Below are 18512 nucleotides of genomic sequence, written 5' to 3' on the forward strand. Positions count from 1 at the left end.
GTTTTAAAGTATATTTTTAGAACTTTTCATACTTACGCTTGCGCAGGTAGTAGCGTGTTATACCAAACAGCGCCAGCACCACAAGTGGGCCTATCAGGTTCAGCGCTTGCCAGAATGTTTTCTCCTCCTGCACACGTACCTTGTCTAACGGCCGAAGCTTAATTTCCTTGCTTCTCACGTTAATTAATCCTTCCGAATCCAGCAGGTAATGGATTGTGTTCATGGCAAGCTCCTTGTTGGCAAACTTAATGTTATTAAACCTGTCGAAACCAAGTTCATATGCCTGTCCGGTTCTTGGGTTCACATCATTCCGGATAAGGTCACCATCTGAGAAAACGGCAATCTTTGTCGGCACGCCCTGCTCTTTAACTGCTGTAGAGGCAGCCCCTGCCGGAGCTCTCCTGTTACGGAACAACGAGGTAAAGGAGCCTTCCAGCAGATATCCTACTGGCTGCTCCCCTGCTTGATATTGCTCGGGGTTTACCTCCATACGTATCTCCTCCAGCGTAAGCGGCACCGGGGCCTGCATTACCCGCGAATAGCGCGAAGTATAAACCAGAGGTGTCTTACGGACTCCGGTAGCCTTAACCGTATCTATAGTTCCAATAAACTTACTATATACGGCATCCAGGTTGCGGGTAATTGGGTGCTTGCTATACTTGTTCAGGAGCGGATAAAAACGCCAGTTCAGCATTTCAGTTTGTGGTCTGCCTCCTGTATAGCCGGTAACCATAGGTATAAACCCGGAGTTAAGATCCATTATTAGGGTTGGGTTAAGGCGTACACCATAGCGGAAGAACAGGTCGTCGAGGTTGTGGTTGTAAGGCATGGCAAATGTACCTCCGGCACCCAAACTATCTAGCTCGGCATTCATGGCATCTACAAAGAACACCGCTTTGCCCCCGTTCATAATGAACTGGTCAATTTTATACTTGTCGGCCTCGGTGTAAGATGCTGTTGGTTTGGCTATGATAATCAGATCCAACCCTTGTAGTGACGGAATCTGGTCCAGTTCTCCTAATGCCACGCGGTAATACTCCTGTAAAGAGCCTAACAAATCGGTTGCCTGCTGTTGCGGTAACTCCCCCTGTCCGGTAATATACCCAATCACTTTATTCCCCTGAAAAGCTACCTTGCGCACCGCTGTGGCTAGTTCGTATTCCACTCCTTCCACCGACTGGTTCAGGCGTTCGTCCGGAGAAGCAGCTAGGTTACCTTTCAGGAAGTTTACTGCCGTTTCTTTTCCTTTATACTTTATCACTGCTCCCGGAAAAACAAGGCGCTCTACCTGTTTGCCTTCTTCAGTTGCTTTCAGGTTAGTTGGTTGTATACCTTTTTGAGCAAGCTGCTGCATAAACTCTGCCCGCTTCTTTTCATCTGTGATTGAATTTGGGTCAAAGAATAGGAAACGTACATTCCCATCAGAGTAGATCCTGAACTCATCCAGCGTCTCACGCACCGATTGATGCAAACGCTTAAAGCCAGCCGGGAAATCACCCTCCAGGTAAACTTCTACAAACACTTCGTCCTGAAGATTACCCAACATCTGTTCGGTTACCGGTGAAATAGAATACCTTTTATCTTCAGTTAAATCAAGCCTGAAAAAGTAATTGTATACCAATGCATTAAGCACCACCAACACAACTATAGCTATAACATATCCGGTAATATCGCGGCGGTGCTTGCTTGCTGTTTTTGTAGTATCCTGCGTTACCATTTTCTGCTGCTCAGTACAAGTTTAGTAGATAGAATCATGATGGCTATTACCGTTAAAAAGTATAACACATCGCGGGAGTCAACAAGGCCTTTGCTGATGGCATCGTAGTGGTAAGAGATACCTAACTGGCCTATAAAATAACTATAGCTAGCAAGTGCCGGAATGGAAGCCAGCAGGTCGAAACCGGTATAAATGATGTAGCACATGAACAGCGCCACTATAAATGAAATGATCTGGTTGCTGGAAATAGATGAGGCAAAAACCCCAATGGCACAAAACACGCCAGCCAGAAACATAAGCCCCAGGTACGAGCCCACTACAGCAGCCGAATCTACGTTTCCTTGCGGATTACCTAATTCATATACTGTATAGTAGTATAGCAGCGACGGCAGTAGAGCAAAAAGCACCAGCAGCAATGCCGCAAAGTATTTACCTAGTATAAGCTGTAGATCTGTAATGGGTTTAGTCAGCAGCAGCTCAATCGTTCCTTCACGTTTCTCTTCGGCAAAGGTACGCATGGTTATAGCCGGTATCAGGAACAGGAAAAGCCATGGTGCCATAGAGAAGAGCGTCTGCATATCGGCATAGCCATAGGTTAGCACGCTGCTCTCCGGGAACACCCACATAAACATACCGGTAGCTACCAAAAACACCGCAATCACCATATAAGCGATCAGGGAGTTAAGGAAGCCGTTAAATTCTTTTTTAAGTATAGCGAGCATCTACGATGTAATTAAAAATTATGAATTAGAAATTAAAATCATGACCTGGCAGCTAGTGTTAAACTATAATCGACCAGGTACTTTAACCTTATCATTTCTAATTTCTAATTTTGAATTTCTAATTTTTTGTTAACTGTTGGAAAATCTGTTCGAGTGAGTTTTCTTCCTGCCGTAGCCCAACCAGTGGCCAGTTCTGTTCTGCTGCAATTCGGAACACTGAAGCACGGATATCGGCGTCCTGGAGCGATGTAATTCGATAGGTATTATTCTGAACCAGTTCAACATCTTCAACTCCGGCTATACTTTGCAGCAGTTCTATACTTATCGGTTGCTCAAACTCTACAAGCGTTAGTTTAGCTCCCCTGTTACCAGCCTGCAGACTTGCTACATCACTATCAGCTACCAGCTTACCACGGTTAATAATCACCACACGGTCGCAAATAGCGGTAACTTCCTGCATAATGTGCGTCGAGAAAATAACTGTCTTGTTCTGCCCGATGCGTTTGATAAGTGAGCGGATCTCTACGATCTGGTTGGGGTCAAGGCCTGTCGTGGGCTCATCAAGTATAAGTACCTGTGGGTCGTGCACCAAGGCTTGCGCTAAACCAACCCGCTGCCGGTAACCTTTTGATAATGCTCCAATCTTTTTGCCTTGTTCCAGCGTCAGACCGCAAAGCTCCACCATCTCCTGCACACGTGCTTTGGCTTGCTTGCCCTTTATGCCGTAAACTGACGCTACAAACTCCAGGTATTCGTGCACATACATATCCAGGTAAAGCGGATTATGCTCAGGCAAATAACCAACCATACGGCGTACCGCAATCGGGTCTCTTACCACGTCATGGCTATTTACAAGTATTGTTCCGGAAGTTGGTGGTAGGTAACAGGTGGCAATCTTCATAGTTGTGGATTTACCGGCACCATTTGGCCCCAGAAAACCCAGGATCTGCCCCTGCTCTACAGTAAATGATATATCATCTACTGCCCGCTGCGTTCCGAAAATCTTGGTCAGGTTCTTTACTTCTACAGACAAGCTTTAAAGAATTACAAATTAAGAATTACGAATTAAGAATGTGATCAAGGGTTTTAAATCCTTCCATTCTAATTATTTTGGCTCAAAAGTACTAAAATCCTGACTTTCTTAGAATCTTAGTTTTATTTCTGGATCCTGCCCTTCGGCATTAGCGGGCGAACTTCTATATCTACATGGTGATAATTTGGATGAGACTCCAGAGCATGAACTATAGTTGACGCAATATCTTCAGGGCGCATCATGTTTTCACGGGAGGTGATGTTCTCAAAGTTATCGAAGAAGTTTGTATTTACTGAGCCCGGGTAAATGCAGGTAACCTTAATCCCATAGTTGCGCACCTCCTTATACAAAGACTGAGAAATACCCCGCACCGCATGTTTAGAGCCGCAGTACCCCGACATTTCCTCGATACCTGTGGTGCCGGCAATAGATGAAATGTTTATGATGTGTCCTTCTCCCTGTTCTTTCATTTCCGGTAACACAAGGCGGGTGCAGTAGAAAATGCCATTTACGTTGGTTTCAAACATTGTATGCCAGTCATCAAGGCTTATCTCGTCTAACTTACCGCTTATACCTAATCCTGCGTTATTAACCAGCACGGCTACATGCACACCTAACCTGGTAATAGTTTGGTCAAAAGCATTCTGCACCGAATCCGGGTAGCGCACATCACATTCAAAAAAATGGAAATTCTGGTGCTGTAATTCGGGCGCTGTTCTGCCCCAGCCGGCAACTATAGCACCCTTATCTAAAAGCGCCTGAACTGTAGAAAACCCTATACCTTTGCTAACGCCGGTTACCACCGCTATCTTACCTTGTAATTCCATAGTTTTATAGTTTAAATTGCTGTTAGTTAATTGCTGATTGTTAAATTATTTATTACTGAATTGTTAACCTCTCTAACTCCTAAACTCTTCCTTCTTAAACTTTCTAACTTAAATATCTCCCAGTTGTGGCCTGATCAGAATTTCTTCTACCACACTGTTCTCTGACATAGTATAAGCTCCCCAGATAGCCTGAGCCACGTCTTCTGATTTCATAAAACGTTCCGGTGGCAGGTCCACTCCTTCCCAACTGGCTGTTAAAGTTGCACCCGGAAGTATAGCTGTTACTTTTACGTTATGCTCTTTTGTTTCTTCCCGCAGTACTTTCGTCATACCGTATAAAGCAAATTTAGAGATACAATAAGAGCCCCCGTTGGTGTAAGGCACAATACTGGCTGTAGAACAAAGCGTAAAAATATGTCCGCTGCGGCGTTTGATCATATCTTTCACAAAAGTTTTAGCTATATAATAAGCACTATACAAGTTAGTGTTGATCATGAAAGGGAGCGCGTCGTCATCTTCTTCACTTACCTTACCAGGTATAAAAAGTCCGCTGTTATTCACCACCACATCTACCTGAACCTTAAGCTCCTGCACGTACTTTATAAACTCTTGTAATGATTTACTGACACTTAAATCGGCCTGCATATACAGTACTTTTGAAAAAGTATAGGCTTGCTCTATATCTATTTTCAACTTTTGCAGGTCATTTTCGTTTCGGGAGCAGGTAATGATGTGGAATCCTTCTTTTGCGAATTGTTCTACAACTGCTCTGCCTATACCTTTTGTGCCTCCTGTTACAAGTATATATCGTTGCATGTGGTACATGTTAATTTTTATATGTTTTGCTATTTTAACCGTAAGATAGGCATTAATAGAGTATTTTTGACCTAAACTAACATAAACCCTGATCCTGAGAGGACAAACACCCATATGCTCGAGCATTTCGGAAAATATTTAATATTCATGGGTAGCCTTATCACCCGAAGCGAGTCTCCAAAGATTATCTTCAACAGGACGATAGACGAAGCCATCCTGATAGGTATAAACTCCATTTTTATAGTGGCTATTGTATCTACTTTTATTGGGGCTGTAACATGTGTTCAGGTATCTTATAATCTTACCAACGCACTTATACCCCGCTCTACCATAGGTTTTATGGTACGCGAAATGACAATACTGGAGCTGGCACCAACTATAACATCCATAGTATTGGCCGGTAAAGTTGGTTCTAACATTGCCGGCGGCCTGGGTACCATGCAAATAACCGAACAGGTAGATGCCCTTGAAGTAATGGGTATAAACTCTGCCAATTACCTGGTGCTGCCTAAAATACTTGCTGCACTGCTGGTTTTCCCAATGCTGGTTATACTTGCCATGTTCCTGTCGATAGCGGGTGGCTACGTGGCTGGTACGTTAACAAACGCGCTAACAGCTCAGGAATATATTACCGGTATACGCGATGCCTTTATTCCTTATAATATCGTATTTGCTCTTATAAAGTCTGTAGTTTTCGCATTCCTGATATCTTCTCTGTCTTCATTCCGGGGATATTATACGGCAGGCGGAGCACTTGAAGTGGGAGCTGCCAGTACAACTGCTGTAACAAACAGTGTAATTGCTGTGCTGATTGCTGATTATGTATGCGCCGAACTACTACTTTAGGCTTCTTTAACTTATGATAGAAATACACAATATACATAAAACCTTTGGCGGTAAGAAGGTACTTGACGGGGTAAGCGGTGTTTTTGAAACAGGAAAAACAAACCTGCTGCTTGGCGCCAGCGGAACCGGAAAAAGTGTTTTGCTCAAATGCATTGTGGGGCTGGTAAAGCCCGACATTGGCAGTGTAACATTTGATGGCACTTACTTTACCAATAACAAGTTGGACATCCGGCAGGAAATACGCCGCAAAATCGGGATGTTATTCCAAAGCTCAGCCCTGTTTGACTCCATGAATGTGGAGCAAAATGTAGAGTTTCCTTTAAAAATGCTTACTCCTGACATGAGCAAAAGCGACCGGATGGATCGTGTTAACTTTTGCCTGAAACGGGTGGGGCTTGAGGGATCAAATAAAAAGATGCCTTCTGAGCTGAGTGGTGGTATGAAAAAACGTGTAGGTATAGCACGCGCTATTGCTCCAAACTGTACTTACCTGTTCTGCGATGAGCCTAACTCAGGTCTGGACCCCCTTACTGCCCTTAAAATTGATGAGCTGATAAAGGAAATTACAGAAGAATATAATATCACTACTATAGTTGTAACCCACGACATGAACTCTGTAATAGAGATAGGTGATAATATTATGTTCCTGTACGAAGGCAAGAAACTCTGGGAAGGCACCCGTGACGAGATAATGGACACCGATATCAGAGAACTCAACGAATTTATCTTTGCCAACCGTTTAATGCGTGATGCAAAGAAAGTTGAAGAAGAAGAGCGTGAAGAACAGGAAGAGAAACGGGAATCGAAATAAAAAATTTGCTTTTAAAGCATAAAAGAAGAGGCTTCCGGTAAACCGGAAGCCTCTTCTTTTATTACTAACAATTTTGTGCTTAGATAGAGTATAACATACCTGCTACAGTAGCAGACATCATACAGGCAATAGAAGCTCCTAAAAGAGCAAGGAAACCCAGACGAGAAATATTGCCTTGCTGGTTAGGCGCCATACCTCCAATGCCACCAACCTGTATCGCAATAGAACTAAAATTAGAGAAACCGCAAAGCGCATATGTTGCCATAATTACAGACTTGGTTGTTAGTGTGCCTTCTGTTTTCATATTCGCAAGATCAAGGTAAGCCACAAATTCGTTAATAGCTGTTTTCTGACCAAGCAAGCTACCTACCTGTAGTGTGTCAACCCACGGAACACCCATGATAAAAGCGAACACTCTGAAAATCTGACCTAGAATGTACTGGAAAGAGAAACCATCAAACTGACCACCTGTGCTGGCAACCACAAGCTCGTTCAGGCCTGTAGCAGCACCCAGTTTCATTAAGGCATAGTTAAGTAAGGCAATTACTGCAATAAAGGCAAGCAACATACCACCCACGTTGGCAGCCAGTCTTAAACCATCTGCTGCACCTCTCGATACAGCATCAATTATGTTTACACCAACCTGCTCCGGGTTTACTTCCAGTCTCGTGTTTATTTTATCACCTTCGGTTTCAGGTACCAGCATTTTAGAAAGTACAATACCGGCAGGCGCGTTCATGATTGAAGCTGTAAGCAAGTGTGCTGCAAATATGGCTTGTTGTGCCGGGTCGCTGCCACCTAAAAAGGATACATAAGCTGCCAGTACACCACCAGCCAGCGTAGCCATACCTCCTTTCATCAAACACATCAGCTCCGAGCGCGTCATGTGGGAGATAAACGGACGTACCAGAAGTGGCGCCTCTGTCTGTCCCATAAAAATGTTACCTGCTGCAGATAAACTTTCGGCACCAGATAAGCGCATACCTTTCGACATTACCCAAGCAATACCATATACTATCTTTTGCAGAACGCCTAAATAGTATAAACCAGAAGAAACAGCTGAGAAAAATATTATAGTTGGAAGGACATTGAAAGCGAAGATAAACCCAAGTCCGGCATTTTGTGCAGGGTCGGCCAGGTTGCCGAAAAGGAAACGCGCTCCCTCGTTTGAGAAGCTCAGAAGTTTTACAAATGCCCGGCTTACAAATGCAAAACCATCGGCTACAAGCGGAACCTTGGTTACAAGTACTCCGAACAATAACTGAAGAAAAACACCGTATATAACGATTCTCCAGTTGATGGATTTTCTGCTCGTAGAGAACAGAAAGCCAATAGATAACAGGACAATAAGACCTATTATACCTCTAAAAATGTCAAACATAAGAAGGCTAAAAATTTGTCAAAAGTAAGGTATAAATGTTATAAAACAAAAAGTCCTGCACCTATTAAATGCAGGACTTTCGGTATAATATTATAGTTGTCTTAATTGCGTTTATTCAGCTCATCCCTGATTTTAGCAGCTTTTTCGTAATCCTCTTTTTCAAGTGCTTCGTTCAGCATTTTGTTCAGATCGTCAACCGAGGTTTCGTTAAGAGGTTCTTTAGAACTGCTGCTTGTTGTTGAAGTACTCTTCACAGTTGCAGCTTCTTCGTTTTCCTCCTCTTCTTCCTCCAGGTCGCTGAGTATAATACCGGCTTCGGATAATACACTTTCTACAGTATAGATCGGAACACCAAAACGTAAACCTATGGCAATGGCATCTGACGGGCGTGCATCCAGTTCAAATTCCTTTTCGCCATCGGAGCACATAATCTTGGAATAGAAAACCCCTTCTTTTAAGTCCGAAATCAGAACTTCGGTTATACTTACGTTTACCTGCTCTGCAAACGACTTGAACAAGTCGTGAGTAAGCGGCCGGTTAGGGTTTATTTTTTCGATCTGTATCGCGATAGATTGCGCTTCAAACATACCGATTATGATCGGCAGCCTTCTGTTTCCATCTCTCTCGCCAAGCACAAGCGCAAACGAGCCCGTCTGCGACTGACTGGAAGAGAGTCCGAGTATCTCTAATTGAATTTTTTTCACAATTAAGCCTTCTTAGTCTATTTGTCAAGGGCCTTGGCAGCCTCTATTAATTTAGGAACTACGTCAAAAGCGTCTCCAACGATGCCATAATCGGCAGCTTTAAAGAACGGCGCCTCCGGGTCCTTGTTAATAACGACAATAACTTTAGAAGAGTTAACACCAGCTAAGTGCTGAATAGCACCGGAAATACCTATAGCAATATATAGGTTAGGGCTTACAGCGATACCTGTCTGGCCCACGTGCTCGTGGTGAGGTCTCCAGTCAAGGTCAGCAACCGGCTTAGAGCAGGCTGTAGCAGCACCAAGCGCTTTTGCCAGATCCTCTATCAAATGCCAGTTCTCAGGTCCTTTCAGACCGCGACCACCCGACACTACAATCTCAGCCTCCGTCAGCAATACGCCGCCGCTGGTGTCCTGCATAATTGTTTCTTTCGGAGCAGCTACAAAGTCAGCATCGCTCAGGTCGGCAGAGAATTTCTCAACTGTTGCCGATCCGCTTCCTGTACTGGCAGCTTCAAGCGCATTTTTCTTAACAGCAATGATCTTTACATCAGAAGTAAGGTTTACATCAGCAAAGGCCTTACCTGAGAACACGCTACGTGTAACTATAAACTGACCGCCATCTGTTTTAGGCAGTGTAGTTACGTTAGTTGCCAGCGAGCCATTTAAACGCACAGCTAGCTTAGAACCAACTGCAGCGCCAATGTTTGAGTTAGAGAATACCAGCACTTTTGCATTCTCCTGTTGTGCAGCTTTTGCAATTACTTTTACATAAGCATCAGCAACAAACTGGTTCAGGCGGCTGTCGGCATCGTATAAAACTTTGCTTATACCGTGCTCACCTAATTTTGCAAGCGCATCTTCGTGCACCTCGCCTATTGCTACTGCTGTAGCTGTTGTACCAAGCTGCTGTGCTACCTGGTAGCCATAAGTGGCTGCTTCTAACGAAGACTTCTTGATCTCTCCGTTAAAACCTTCTACAAAAACTAATACAGACATTTTATAGTACTTTAGCTTCGTTTCTTAATAATGTAATTAATTCACCGGCATTTTCAGCATCGATCATCTTCACGCCACCTTTTTTCTCCGGCTTGCTGAAACTCACATAATCAGCTTTTGCTTCTGCTGAAACTGGTTCTACTACCTGCAAAGGCTTGGTACGTGCTGTCATGATACCACGCATGTTCGGAATACGAGGCTCCGACATAGGCTGCTGTGCGCTGGCTACAAATGGCAGTTTTACTTCTACCACTTCTTTACCGCCTTCAATCTCGCGCTCCAAGCGAGCTGTGCTGTCGTCAACCAAGTCCAGTTTAAATGCCGGTGTGATAGACGGAATGCCCAGCATCTCGCCTACCATGTTGTGTACCTGAAAGCCGTTATAGTCGATAGACTCTTTGCCCATCAGGATGATATCGTAGTTGTTCTGCTTGGCGATAGCCGCGATCTGCTGCGCTACAAAGAAAGCATCTTTAGGGTGCGCGTTAACACGGATAGCGTCGTCGGCGCCAATAGCAAGCGCTTTACGGATGTTTGGCTCAGCATCGGCCTCACCTACGTTTAGTACCGTAACAGTACCGCCTTTCGCTTCTTTCAACTCAATAGCGCGGGTAAGTGCGTACTCATCCCAAGGATTGATCACGAACTGTACGCCATTCTTATCAAACGACTTGTTGTCGCCGGAAAAGTTAATTTTGGAAGTTGTATCCGGAACGTTACTGATGCAAACTAATATTTTCATATGCGAAATGTTAGCTTATTAAAGGTTAAATTTGTTGCGAAGTTAGTTAAAATATAGCCAAATCGAAATGTCACAAGATAGAATAGCACAGCTTCATAAATTTCTGGAAGAAGACCCGAATGATCCCTTCACGATCTATGCCCTGGCCATGGAATATAGACCAACAGACAGGGAAAAAGCACTCTCTTACTACACGCAACTCCTGACCGAGCATGAACGATACGTGGGTACGTATTACCACGCAGCTAAGCTGTACGAAGAGTTGGGACAAAACGACGAAGCAGAACGCATCTATAAAAAAGGAATGCTGATCAGCAGGCAGGAAGGTAACCTGCACGCCTTCTCAGAATTGCAGCAAGCTTACAACAAGCTGATGGGCCTTGATTACGAAGATGACTAAACTGCCGGCTGCATGTATCAAAAATAGTATGCATGCAGCATATTTCCAAACTATACTTATATAACTTGTATAAGGTGGTTTTGTTATGATTTAAATCTTTTCTAAGTTATAAACCAAAAGAGCAGCCTTAAACCAGCTGCTCTTCTTTTTATCTTAAACTATAGCTTACCCGCAAACGTGCTCCAGGAACCTTACTTTGGTGCTGCCGGGCACTAACTTCAAACCCTTCGGGATGCCGTGGTGAGAGTCTTTGTAGTGGTTGGTGAACCATACTTTGTAGCTATCTTCGTCGGTCCAGTAGGTCATCAGCCAGATTTCATTTTCATTTTCCTGCGGGTACATTACCTCCAGTTTCAGAAAACCTTTTTCCTTATCAACCATGTGCGGCCTGTTCTTAAAGGCTTCTCTCACTTCTGCGGCCATGTCGTTGGCTATGGTAAACGTACTCAGTGCTATAAACATAATCAGTTCTTAAACGGCTGATGATAGTGCAACCAGCCGGAGTTTCAATCTATAAATTCTTTAAAATTAAGGAAAATCTGCCAGAACACGTACTTTAGTTCGGTTAACTATAGTTCTCATGAGATGTAAAACCCACCCCTGCCCCTCCCAAGAGGGGATTTTGGCTATAGTTATAGTTGGCATTATAGTTCGTAGTATATTATCACTGGCGCGGGTTTATAACCGCTGTTCTTCGCGATTTGTAATATGACTGGACGAAAGGCACAACTATAGTTTGACACTAGTCACAGATACCAGACTTGATTTGGAAAGAAGACGCTCTCGCAACATACTAAGGTTAATTCCCCTCCTTGGAGGTATTAGGGATGGGTTCAAACCTACAGCACCAACTATAAAACAAAGAGCCGCCCGATATACAGGCGGCTCTACAGTTCTGAACAATAAAAAATATCTTAAGATAAGGTCAGCACCAGGTCGTCGGTATTTACCAAAGAGCCTTCAGCCAGGTGTATAGCGGAGATCATGGTGTCTGCCGAGGCAGTTATAGTTGTCTCCATTTTCATGGCTTCAATTACAAACAGCGGTGTGTTCTTTTTAACCGGCTTTTCTTTCTCCACCAGTATTTTAGACAGTAGCCCTTGCAGTGGTGCCCCAACCTGCTTCGGGTTAGCTTTATCTACTTTCTGGTGCTCTACTTTTTCTACCTTCACCGACTTATCGCGCACATCAATGTTACGGGTTTGTCCATTCAGTTTAAAGAACACAGTACGCATACCGTCTTCATTCACGTGCCCCAGCGACTGGTATTTTATCACGATAGATTTACCGCGGGCAATGTCAATAATGGCTTCCTCGCCTGGCTGGAAACCATAGAAGAACAAGCGTGTTGGTATTTTAGATACATCACCATATTGCTCCAGGTGCTTATGGTAACCTTCGTATACTTTCGGGTACAGCTGGTAACTCAGGAAGTCGGTATACTTGGTATGATCTCCGAACTTCTGCTGAAAAGCTGCAAATTCACCTTCCAGATCAATTGGTGCCAGGTGCTCGTTTGGCCGGTCGGTAAACGGTTTCTCATCTTTCAGGATGATCTTCTGCAACTTTTTCGGGAACCCTCCTACTGGCTGGCCCAGCTCTCCTTTAAAGAACGACTGCACTGACTCCGGGAACGAGATCTCATCGCCGCGCTCCAGTACATCCACGGTGGTCAGGTTATTGGCTACTAAGTATAAAGCCATATCCCCTACAACTTTTGAGCTTGGCGTTACTTTAACCACATCACCGAACAGTGCATTTACTTCGGCGTAAGTTTCTTTTATAGTTTCCCACTTGTCGCCTAAACCCAGTGCATTTGCCTGCGGACGAAGGTTGGAGTACTGCCCTCCCGGAATCTCGTGGTGGTATACTTCAGCGGTACCTGCTTTCAGATCAGATTCAAACGGATAATAATATTCACGTACTGTTTCCCAATAGTTGGAGTGGCGGTTCAGGCTTTGCTGGTCGAACTCGCGGTGGCGCTCCTGGAAACGCATCGCCTCCACCATAGAGTTAAAGTTAGGCTGTGACGTTAAGCCCGACATAGATCCCAGAGCCACATCCACCACATCAACTCCAGCTTCAATTGCCTTTAAATAAGTAGCTGATTGTATGGATGATGTATCGTGCGTATGCAAGTGAATCGGTAAGCTTATGGTGTCACGTAGCGCTTCAACAAGCACCTGTGCTGCATATGGTTTCAACAGACCAGCCATGTCTTTAATACACAGAATATGGGCACCGCTGTCTTCAATCTGCTTAGCCAGTTGCAGGTAATAGTCCAGGTTATACTTTGTTTTCGATGGATCAAGTATATCGCCGGTATAGCAAATAGCCACCTCTGCAAGGCCCTGTGTACGCTTGCGCACAAAGTTGATGCACGGCTCCATGCTCTTCATCCAGTTCAGCGAGTCGAAGATGCGGAAAATGTCTACCCCTGTCTCCCACGACTTTTCTACAAAAGACTCGATCAGGTTATCCGGGTATGCTTTATAGCCAACACCATTCGAGCCACGGATGAGCATTTGCAGCAGGATGTTCGGGATTGCTTTGCGTATCTGTGCCAGGCGGTCCCAAGGGTCTTCGTGTAGAAAGCGCAGGCACACATCAAATGTAGCACCGCCCCATACTTCCATACTAAAGGTTTGCGGATTATCTTTGGCAAAGGCCTCAGCCACCTTCATGATATCAAAGGTACGCATGCGCGTTGCCAGCAGCGATTGGTGTGCGTCCCGGAAAGTGGTATCGGTATAGTGTATCTGCTTATCGTTACGGAGCCATTTCGAGAACTCTTCAGGCCCCAGTTGTGTGAGCAGATCTTTAGTGCCCGGCTGGTACACCTTGTTCAGGTTAAAACCGTGATAATCTGGTTTGGTAAGTATACGGTCTTTGTCCACTTTTTTGATATCCGGGTTACCGTTCACTATAGTTTCAGCCAGGAAGCCCAGCATTTTGGTAGCACGGTCCTGCGGCTTTTTAAATATGAACAGTTCCTGGTGGTTCTTTACAAAATCAACCGTTGCATCTCCTGAAATAAAGACCGGGTGGTTAATGATATTTTGCAGGAACTGGATATTGTGTTTCACCCCACGGATTCGGAACTCGTCCAGCGTACGCGACATCTTCATGGCGGCGTGCTTCAGGGTAGGTGCCTGCGCCGATACTTTTACCAGCAGCGAATCGAAGAACGGACTCACCTTTGCTCCCTGGTACACACTACCCTGGTCCAGGCGAATACCAAAACCTCCGGCGCTGCGGTAAGCGATGATAGTACCGTAATCCGGTTTAAAATCTTGTTCCGGGTCTTCGGTGGTTATGCGGCACTGTATGGCAACCCCATTGGCACGCACAATATCGTTAGGGCCCAACTGTACTTCTTCGTGATCTAAACGGTACCCATCGGCAATAAAGATCTGCGTCTTTATCAGGTCAATGCCTGTGATCATTTCGGTTACCGTGTGCTCTACCTGTATGCGCGGGTTTACTTCTATAAAGAAGATGTTGTTGGTATGCGGCTCCACCAGGAACTCCACTGTACCAACGTTATTATAGTTTACTGCCGAGCAGATCTTAATAGCATAGTCGTATAGTTTATGGCGTGTTTCCCTGTTCAGGCTGATTGCCGGCGCAACCTCTACTACCTTCTGGAAACGGCGCTGCACAGAACAGTCGCGCTCGAAAAGGTGCGTGATGTTGCCATAGTTGTCGGCCACGATCTGTACTTCGATGTGCTTCGGGTTCTCCACGTATTTCTCCAGAAATAGCGTATCGTCACCGAAAGCCTTCAGAGCTTCATTCTTTGCTTCAAAAAAGCCTTTTTCCAGTTGCTCATCATCCCTGATCACGCGCATACCACGGCCACCACCACCGGCAGCAGCTTTCAGCATCAGCGGGTAACCAATACGGTGCGCTTCTTCCAGGGCAGTTTCATATGTGTTCAGGTCCAGGTCGTTGCTCTGTATGATGGGCACTTCACAGCTTACGGCTACTTTTTTTGCAGCTATTTTATCACCAAGCGAGGCCATTACCTGCGGTTTTGGGCCAATAAATTTTATCCCGTTATCGGCGCAGCGCTGCGAGAAATGCTGGTTCTCAGACAGGAAACCATAGCCCGGGTGAATGGCATCTACGTCGTTCTCTTTGGCTATCTTAATGATGGCATCGATGTCTAAGTATGGCTGCAGGGGCTGGTTATCTTTACCAACCTGGTAGGCTTCGTCGGCTTTGTAGCGGTGCAGCGAATAACGGTCTTCGTAGGTATAAATGGCAACCGTTTTAATACCAAGTTCGGTGCAGGCACGCAATACACGTATGGCAATCTCGCCGCGGTTAGCAACAAGTACTTTTTTTATGTTCATATAAGGTGAGATGAATGTATAAGTAAAATCAGATCCTTCCGTGCCACCATTATGATAGCACAATTTGCATTTATAAGAACGTTCAATGTGATTTCTATACTTACTCCCGGGTTGAAGTAACTTGACCTGTAGCCCGTTCGGCACCCGTTAATACCGAAAAATTATAGATAAGGTTATAATTCAATTTTGACTATATTATTAAAGTATAAAGTACGGTTTTAACTCACCGTTTTGGGCTAGGTTATACTTCAATTGGAAGGGAAGAAAATATATTCAAAGTATAGTTGCAGCTAAGTTCAGAATAGCAGATGCAATGTATTGCTGGCATTTAACAGGTGTTCCGTATCTTTGACTGATGCTGAAACAACTGGCTATACTTTCGTTTCTGATTTGTTTGCTACTAAGGGTAAACATAGTAGCTGCTACAACTATAGCTACGCCAGATTCAAACCAGGTTCATAATCAAAAACTGTTGCTGCTCGGAGCTGGTTTTATGGTGGGTTATTCGGCTATGCTTGTCGGGCTAAATAATGCCTGGTATGCAGAGCAGGAACGTACAGATTTCCATTTTTTTAACGATAACAGCCAGTGGCGACAGGTAGATAAGGCTGGGCATTTCTGGGGAGCTTTTCACCAGAGCCGTGCCGGTATAGATATGCTGCGCTGGGCCGGTGTACCAGACAAAAAAGCTATACTTTACGGAGGCTTGTTGGGTGTGGTATTACAAACGCCTGTTGAAGTTTTTGATGGTTACCAGAAAGATTACGGTGCTTCGGTGGGTGATCTGGTTGCCAACACAGCTGGCTCAGCGGCTATAGTGGCCCAGGAACTGGCCTGGCGCGAAGTCCGCATCATGCCCAAGTATAGTTTCCATAAAACCCGCTACGCTGCCGAACGGCCTAATGTATTGGGAAAAAGCCTGGCGGAACAGGCCTTGAAAGATTATAATGGACAAACCTACTGGCTTTCTGTAAATGTAGGTGATTTTCTGCCGGAGCAGAGCCGGTACCCAAAGTGGTTAAGTATAGCAGTCGGGTATGGTGCAGAGGAAGTGGTATACAACCACGAGGCTACCAACTATAATTTAGGCTTTGATGCGCACCGGCAATTTTACCTGAGCCCAGACCTGAACCTGCTACACTTTAAAGGAAGAAGTAAAATTCTGAATACAGCTTTGTATGTGCTTAGTATAGTTAAAGTGCCTGCGCCTACGCTGGAGTATAATCGCAAGAATGGGTTTAAATTTCATAGCCTATACTTCTAGGCCAAACTATAGTAGCTTATACTTGTTCAACATCCGTAAATAGAACATAACAAACAGATTAAATAAACTATGAACGTAGGAGACCGTGTGCGACTGATGTCAGGTCGTGAGGAAGGCATAATTACCAGAATACTGGATAATAATATAGTTGAAGTAGCTATTGACAACGATTTTACCATACCCGTGGCCCGCCGTGAGATAGTGGTGATAGCTGCGGAAGAAAACAAGTATATGCGCACCGATGATGTGGTAGAGGCGCCGGTTCGTAAAGCGCCACCATCACCGGTATTAGCTGAAAAAGGCATTTACCTGGCTATGGTGCATCAGTCGGAAGAATTGCTGGCTGCAACTATAGTTAATAACACCGATTACGATGTGTTGTTTACTACCGGTGAGGAGCGCAACAACCAGTACCGCGGCCTGCAAAACGATAAGCTGGCACCAAAGACCACACGCGTTATCTCGCATTATCATCTGAAGGATTTTGAAAAATGGCCAAGCCTGGTGGTACAGTTCCTGCAGCACCGGAATGGCGCTCCTGCCCTATTTGAGCCGGTAACCAAGCGTGTGCAGTTCAGAGCTAACTCTTTTTACAAGAGCAAAAAAACAGCCCCGGTCATCAACAAGGAAGCTTACCTGTTCCAGCTCGATACAAAGCCAACTATAGTTGACACAGACAAAATCAAAGAACAGCTTGCCGAAAAGCCGGAACAAACAACTGAAAACTATAAGCTACAGGCACCAGAGCACGAAGTAGACCTGCATATCGAAAAACTGACTGAAGATTATAGCGGCATGAGCAATAGCGCGATGCTAAAACTGCAGCTCGACCGCTTTCAGGACGCATTGGACAGAGCGATGGCAGCCAATATGCACGAGATCGTGTTTATCCACGGGGCCGGCAACGGTGTACTCCGCAAAGAGATCCAGAAAATACTCAGCCGCACACCGGGCATTAAATTCTTCGAAGATGCCCGTAAAGAGAAATTCGGCTATGGAGCCACGTTGGTAAGGCTGAAGTAAGAGTTAGAGAGTTTAGGAGTTGATGAAGTTAGAAATTTAAAGGCAACTCTTTTTTGTCATTCCAAACGCAGTGAGAAATCTGGAACTACCAGTGTATTAGGTCCCAGATTTCTCGCGTTACTCGAAATAACAAGAATAATATTACCCCTAATTCCTAAACTCTCAAACTCTGTAACTCCTAAACTAAAAAAGCCTTACTTTTGTAATCTATAAAAGAGAAAACAGCAAGCCGTCTTATCGCCGCGAAGCAATTCGGGGAGGAAAGTCCGGGCAACGCAGAGCATCCTGCTTCCTAACGGGAAGGGTCTGTTTTGGAGACGAACCAGATACAGCCAGTGCCACAGAAAATTACCGCCAGCAGCAATGCTGGTAAGGGTGAAAAGGTGCGGTAAGAGCGCACCAGCGGTTGGGTGACCAGTCCGGCTGGGTAAACCTCAGGAGTTGAAAGACCAAATAGGCCGGCAGCGTCTTGCTTCGGCGAGACTAAGGGCTGCTCGTCCGATGTCGGTGGGTAGGTCGATGGAGCCTGTGCGCGAGTGCAGGCCTAGATAAATGATAAGACGCACGCTTTCGGGCGGAGCGACAGAACCCGGCTTACAGGCTTGCTGCTACTCTTTTTATAGTTTCCTACCTGCTCCTGTTTACTTTTATACTTCCAGGAGCTAACCATCAGCCTTTAATGACGGCGATGGCACCTCTACCCCATCAAAGATACTTGTATAAGTATACCCTCCCCGGCTATAACCTTAAGAACAGAAATTTACTTTAGATAGATAATGCTTTTGTAGTATAATAAAGCTAGATCAACCGTACTTATAATAAGTAAAAACTTGGCATGACATTTAGCTTACAAAGTATTTTCAGAATAAG

The 18512-nt window shown here is 44.8% G+C and carries 16 protein-coding genes and 1 other RNA gene; 6 read left to right on the forward strand and 11 right to left on the reverse strand.

Annotated features, from left to right (window positions below):
* Positions 1-16: 16 nt before the first annotated feature.
* The 5 genes from gldG to MJ612_RS06135 form a co-directional block, all read right to left on the reverse strand.
* Positions 17-1717, reverse strand: a complete 1701-nt coding sequence (gene gldG, locus MJ612_RS06115) for a gliding motility-associated ABC transporter substrate-binding protein GldG (RefSeq protein ID WP_187030447.1) — start codon at positions 1715-1717, stop codon at positions 17-19.
* The gene (gene gldF, locus MJ612_RS06120; RefSeq protein ID WP_187030449.1) at positions 1711-2439 is read right to left on the reverse strand and encodes a gliding motility-associated ABC transporter permease subunit GldF; all 729 of its coding nucleotides are present in this window, start codon (positions 2437-2439) and stop codon (positions 1711-1713) included. Before gldF ends, gldG begins: the two co-directional genes overlap by 7 nt.
* Positions 2440-2557: 118 nt before the next feature.
* Positions 2558-3472, reverse strand: coding sequence for a gliding motility-associated ABC transporter ATP-binding subunit GldA (gene gldA / locus MJ612_RS06125; protein ID WP_187030451.1), 915 nt, complete (start codon positions 3470-3472; stop codon positions 2558-2560).
* Positions 3473-3594: 122 nt separating this feature from the next.
* The gene (locus tag MJ612_RS06130; protein WP_187030453.1) at positions 3595-4299 is read right to left on the reverse strand and encodes an SDR family oxidoreductase; all 705 of its coding nucleotides are present in this window, start codon (positions 4297-4299) and stop codon (positions 3595-3597) included.
* Positions 4300-4407: 108 nt separating this feature from the next.
* Positions 4408-5115, reverse strand: a complete 708-nt coding sequence (locus tag MJ612_RS06135) for an SDR family oxidoreductase (protein ID WP_187030455.1) — start codon at positions 5113-5115, stop codon at positions 4408-4410.
* A gap of 114 nt (positions 5116-5229) precedes the next feature.
* Here MJ612_RS06135 and MJ612_RS06140 point away from each other — a divergent pair, with 114 nt between their 5' ends.
* Both MJ612_RS06140 and MJ612_RS06145 read left to right on the forward strand, forming a co-directional pair.
* On the forward strand, positions 5230-5961 hold the full coding sequence (locus MJ612_RS06140; protein ID WP_187030457.1) for an MlaE family ABC transporter permease: 732 nt from the start codon (positions 5230-5232) through the stop codon (positions 5959-5961).
* A gap of 13 nt (positions 5962-5974) precedes the next feature.
* A complete protein-coding gene (locus MJ612_RS06145; RefSeq protein WP_187030459.1) occupies positions 5975-6772 on the forward strand; it encodes an ABC transporter ATP-binding protein in 798 nt (265 codons plus the stop codon).
* Positions 6773-6851: 79 nt separating this feature from the next.
* Here the strand turns inward: MJ612_RS06145 and MJ612_RS06150 are convergent, their stop codons facing one another.
* From MJ612_RS06150 to MJ612_RS06165, 4 genes are all read right to left on the reverse strand, one after another.
* Entirely contained in the window at positions 6852-8153 is a 1302-nt protein-coding gene (locus MJ612_RS06150; RefSeq protein ID WP_187030461.1) for a NupC/NupG family nucleoside CNT transporter, read from the reverse strand.
* A 101-nt stretch (positions 8154-8254) separates the two neighbouring features.
* Positions 8255-8857: a bifunctional nuclease family protein gene (locus MJ612_RS06155; protein WP_187030463.1), complete on the reverse strand. Its 603-nt coding sequence runs from the start codon at positions 8855-8857 to the stop codon at positions 8255-8257.
* A gap of 17 nt (positions 8858-8874) precedes the next feature.
* Positions 8875-9855: an electron transfer flavoprotein subunit alpha/FixB family protein gene (locus MJ612_RS06160; protein WP_187030465.1), complete on the reverse strand. Its 981-nt coding sequence runs from the start codon at positions 9853-9855 to the stop codon at positions 8875-8877.
* A 1-nt stretch (position 9856) separates the two neighbouring features.
* The gene (locus MJ612_RS06165) at positions 9857-10597 is read right to left on the reverse strand and encodes an electron transfer flavoprotein subunit beta/FixA family protein (RefSeq protein ID WP_187030467.1); all 741 of its coding nucleotides are present in this window, start codon (positions 10595-10597) and stop codon (positions 9857-9859) included.
* Positions 10598-10664: 67 nt separating this feature from the next.
* On the opposite strand from MJ612_RS06165, the gene MJ612_RS06170 reads away from it, so the two are divergent.
* Positions 10665-10997 (forward strand): tetratricopeptide repeat protein, encoded by a 333-nt coding sequence (locus MJ612_RS06170; RefSeq protein WP_187030469.1) that lies wholly within the window; start codon positions 10665-10667, stop codon positions 10995-10997.
* Positions 10998-11162: 165 nt separating this feature from the next.
* Here MJ612_RS06170 and MJ612_RS06175 read toward each other — a convergent pair whose 3' ends face one another.
* A complete protein-coding gene (locus tag MJ612_RS06175) occupies positions 11163-11459 on the reverse strand; it encodes an antibiotic biosynthesis monooxygenase family protein (RefSeq protein ID WP_187030471.1) in 297 nt (98 codons plus the stop codon).
* 452 nt (positions 11460-11911) lie between these two features.
* A complete protein-coding gene (locus tag MJ612_RS06180; protein WP_187030473.1) occupies positions 11912-15355 on the reverse strand; it encodes a pyruvate carboxylase in 3444 nt (1147 codons plus the stop codon).
* A gap of 355 nt (positions 15356-15710) precedes the next feature.
* Between MJ612_RS06180 and MJ612_RS06185 the strand changes: the two genes are divergently transcribed.
* The 3 genes from MJ612_RS06185 to rnpB all read left to right on the forward strand — a co-directional run bounded on the left by MJ612_RS06185 (position 15711) and on the right by rnpB (position 18255).
* On the forward strand, positions 15711-16619 hold the full coding sequence (locus MJ612_RS06185) for a DUF2279 domain-containing protein (RefSeq protein WP_187030475.1): 909 nt from the start codon (positions 15711-15713) through the stop codon (positions 16617-16619).
* Between the two features lie 69 nt (positions 16620-16688).
* On the forward strand, positions 16689-17642 hold the full coding sequence (locus MJ612_RS06190; protein ID WP_187030477.1) for a Smr/MutS family protein: 954 nt from the start codon (positions 16689-16691) through the stop codon (positions 17640-17642).
* A gap of 221 nt (positions 17643-17863) precedes the next feature.
* Positions 17864-18255: RNase P RNA component class A (rnpB, locus tag MJ612_RS06195), an RNA gene on the forward strand.
* The last annotated feature ends 257 nt before the right edge of the window (positions 18256-18512 follow it).

Source organism: Pontibacter deserti (genome assembly GCF_023630255.1).
In the GTDB taxonomy this organism is placed as follows: domain Bacteria; phylum Bacteroidota; class Bacteroidia; order Cytophagales; family Hymenobacteraceae; genus Pontibacter; species Pontibacter deserti.

What these genes read in the sequence shown, in the direction of transcription:
- gldG (WP_187030447.1), bottom strand. Translation starts at nt 1,717, where the DNA reads ATGGTAACGCAGGATACTACAAAAACAGCAAGCAAGCACCGCCGCGAT.
- MJ612_RS06150 (WP_187030461.1), bottom strand. Translation starts at nt 8,153, where the DNA reads ATGTTTGACATTTTTAGAGGTATAATAGGTCTTATTGTCCTGTTATCT.
- MJ612_RS06145 (WP_187030459.1), top strand. Translation starts at nt 5,975, where the DNA reads ATGATAGAAATACACAATATACATAAAACCTTTGGCGGTAAGAAGGTA.
- gldF (WP_187030449.1), bottom strand. Translation starts at nt 2,439, where the DNA reads ATGCTCGCTATACTTAAAAAAGAATTTAACGGCTTCCTTAACTCCCTG.
- MJ612_RS06140 (WP_187030457.1), top strand. Translation starts at nt 5,230, where the DNA reads ATGCTCGAGCATTTCGGAAAATATTTAATATTCATGGGTAGCCTTATC.
- MJ612_RS06180 (WP_187030473.1), bottom strand. Translation starts at nt 15,355, where the DNA reads ATGAACATAAAAAAAGTACTTGTTGCTAACCGCGGCGAGATTGCCATA.
- MJ612_RS06185 (WP_187030475.1), top strand. Translation starts at nt 15,711, where the DNA reads ATGCTGAAACAACTGGCTATACTTTCGTTTCTGATTTGTTTGCTACTA.
- MJ612_RS06160 (WP_187030465.1), bottom strand. Translation starts at nt 9,855, where the DNA reads ATGTCTGTATTAGTTTTTGTAGAAGGTTTTAACGGAGAGATCAAGAAG.
- MJ612_RS06170 (WP_187030469.1), top strand. Translation starts at nt 10,665, where the DNA reads ATGTCACAAGATAGAATAGCACAGCTTCATAAATTTCTGGAAGAAGAC.
- MJ612_RS06135 (WP_187030455.1), bottom strand. Translation starts at nt 5,115, where the DNA reads ATGCAACGATATATACTTGTAACAGGAGGCACAAAAGGTATAGGCAGA.
- MJ612_RS06130 (WP_187030453.1), bottom strand. Translation starts at nt 4,299, where the DNA reads ATGGAATTACAAGGTAAGATAGCGGTGGTAACCGGCGTTAGCAAAGGT.
- MJ612_RS06165 (WP_187030467.1), bottom strand. Translation starts at nt 10,597, where the DNA reads ATGAAAATATTAGTTTGCATCAGTAACGTTCCGGATACAACTTCCAAA.
- MJ612_RS06175 (WP_187030471.1), bottom strand. Translation starts at nt 11,459, where the DNA reads ATGTTTATAGCACTGAGTACGTTTACCATAGCCAACGACATGGCCGCA.
- MJ612_RS06190 (WP_187030477.1), top strand. Translation starts at nt 16,689, where the DNA reads ATGAACGTAGGAGACCGTGTGCGACTGATGTCAGGTCGTGAGGAAGGC.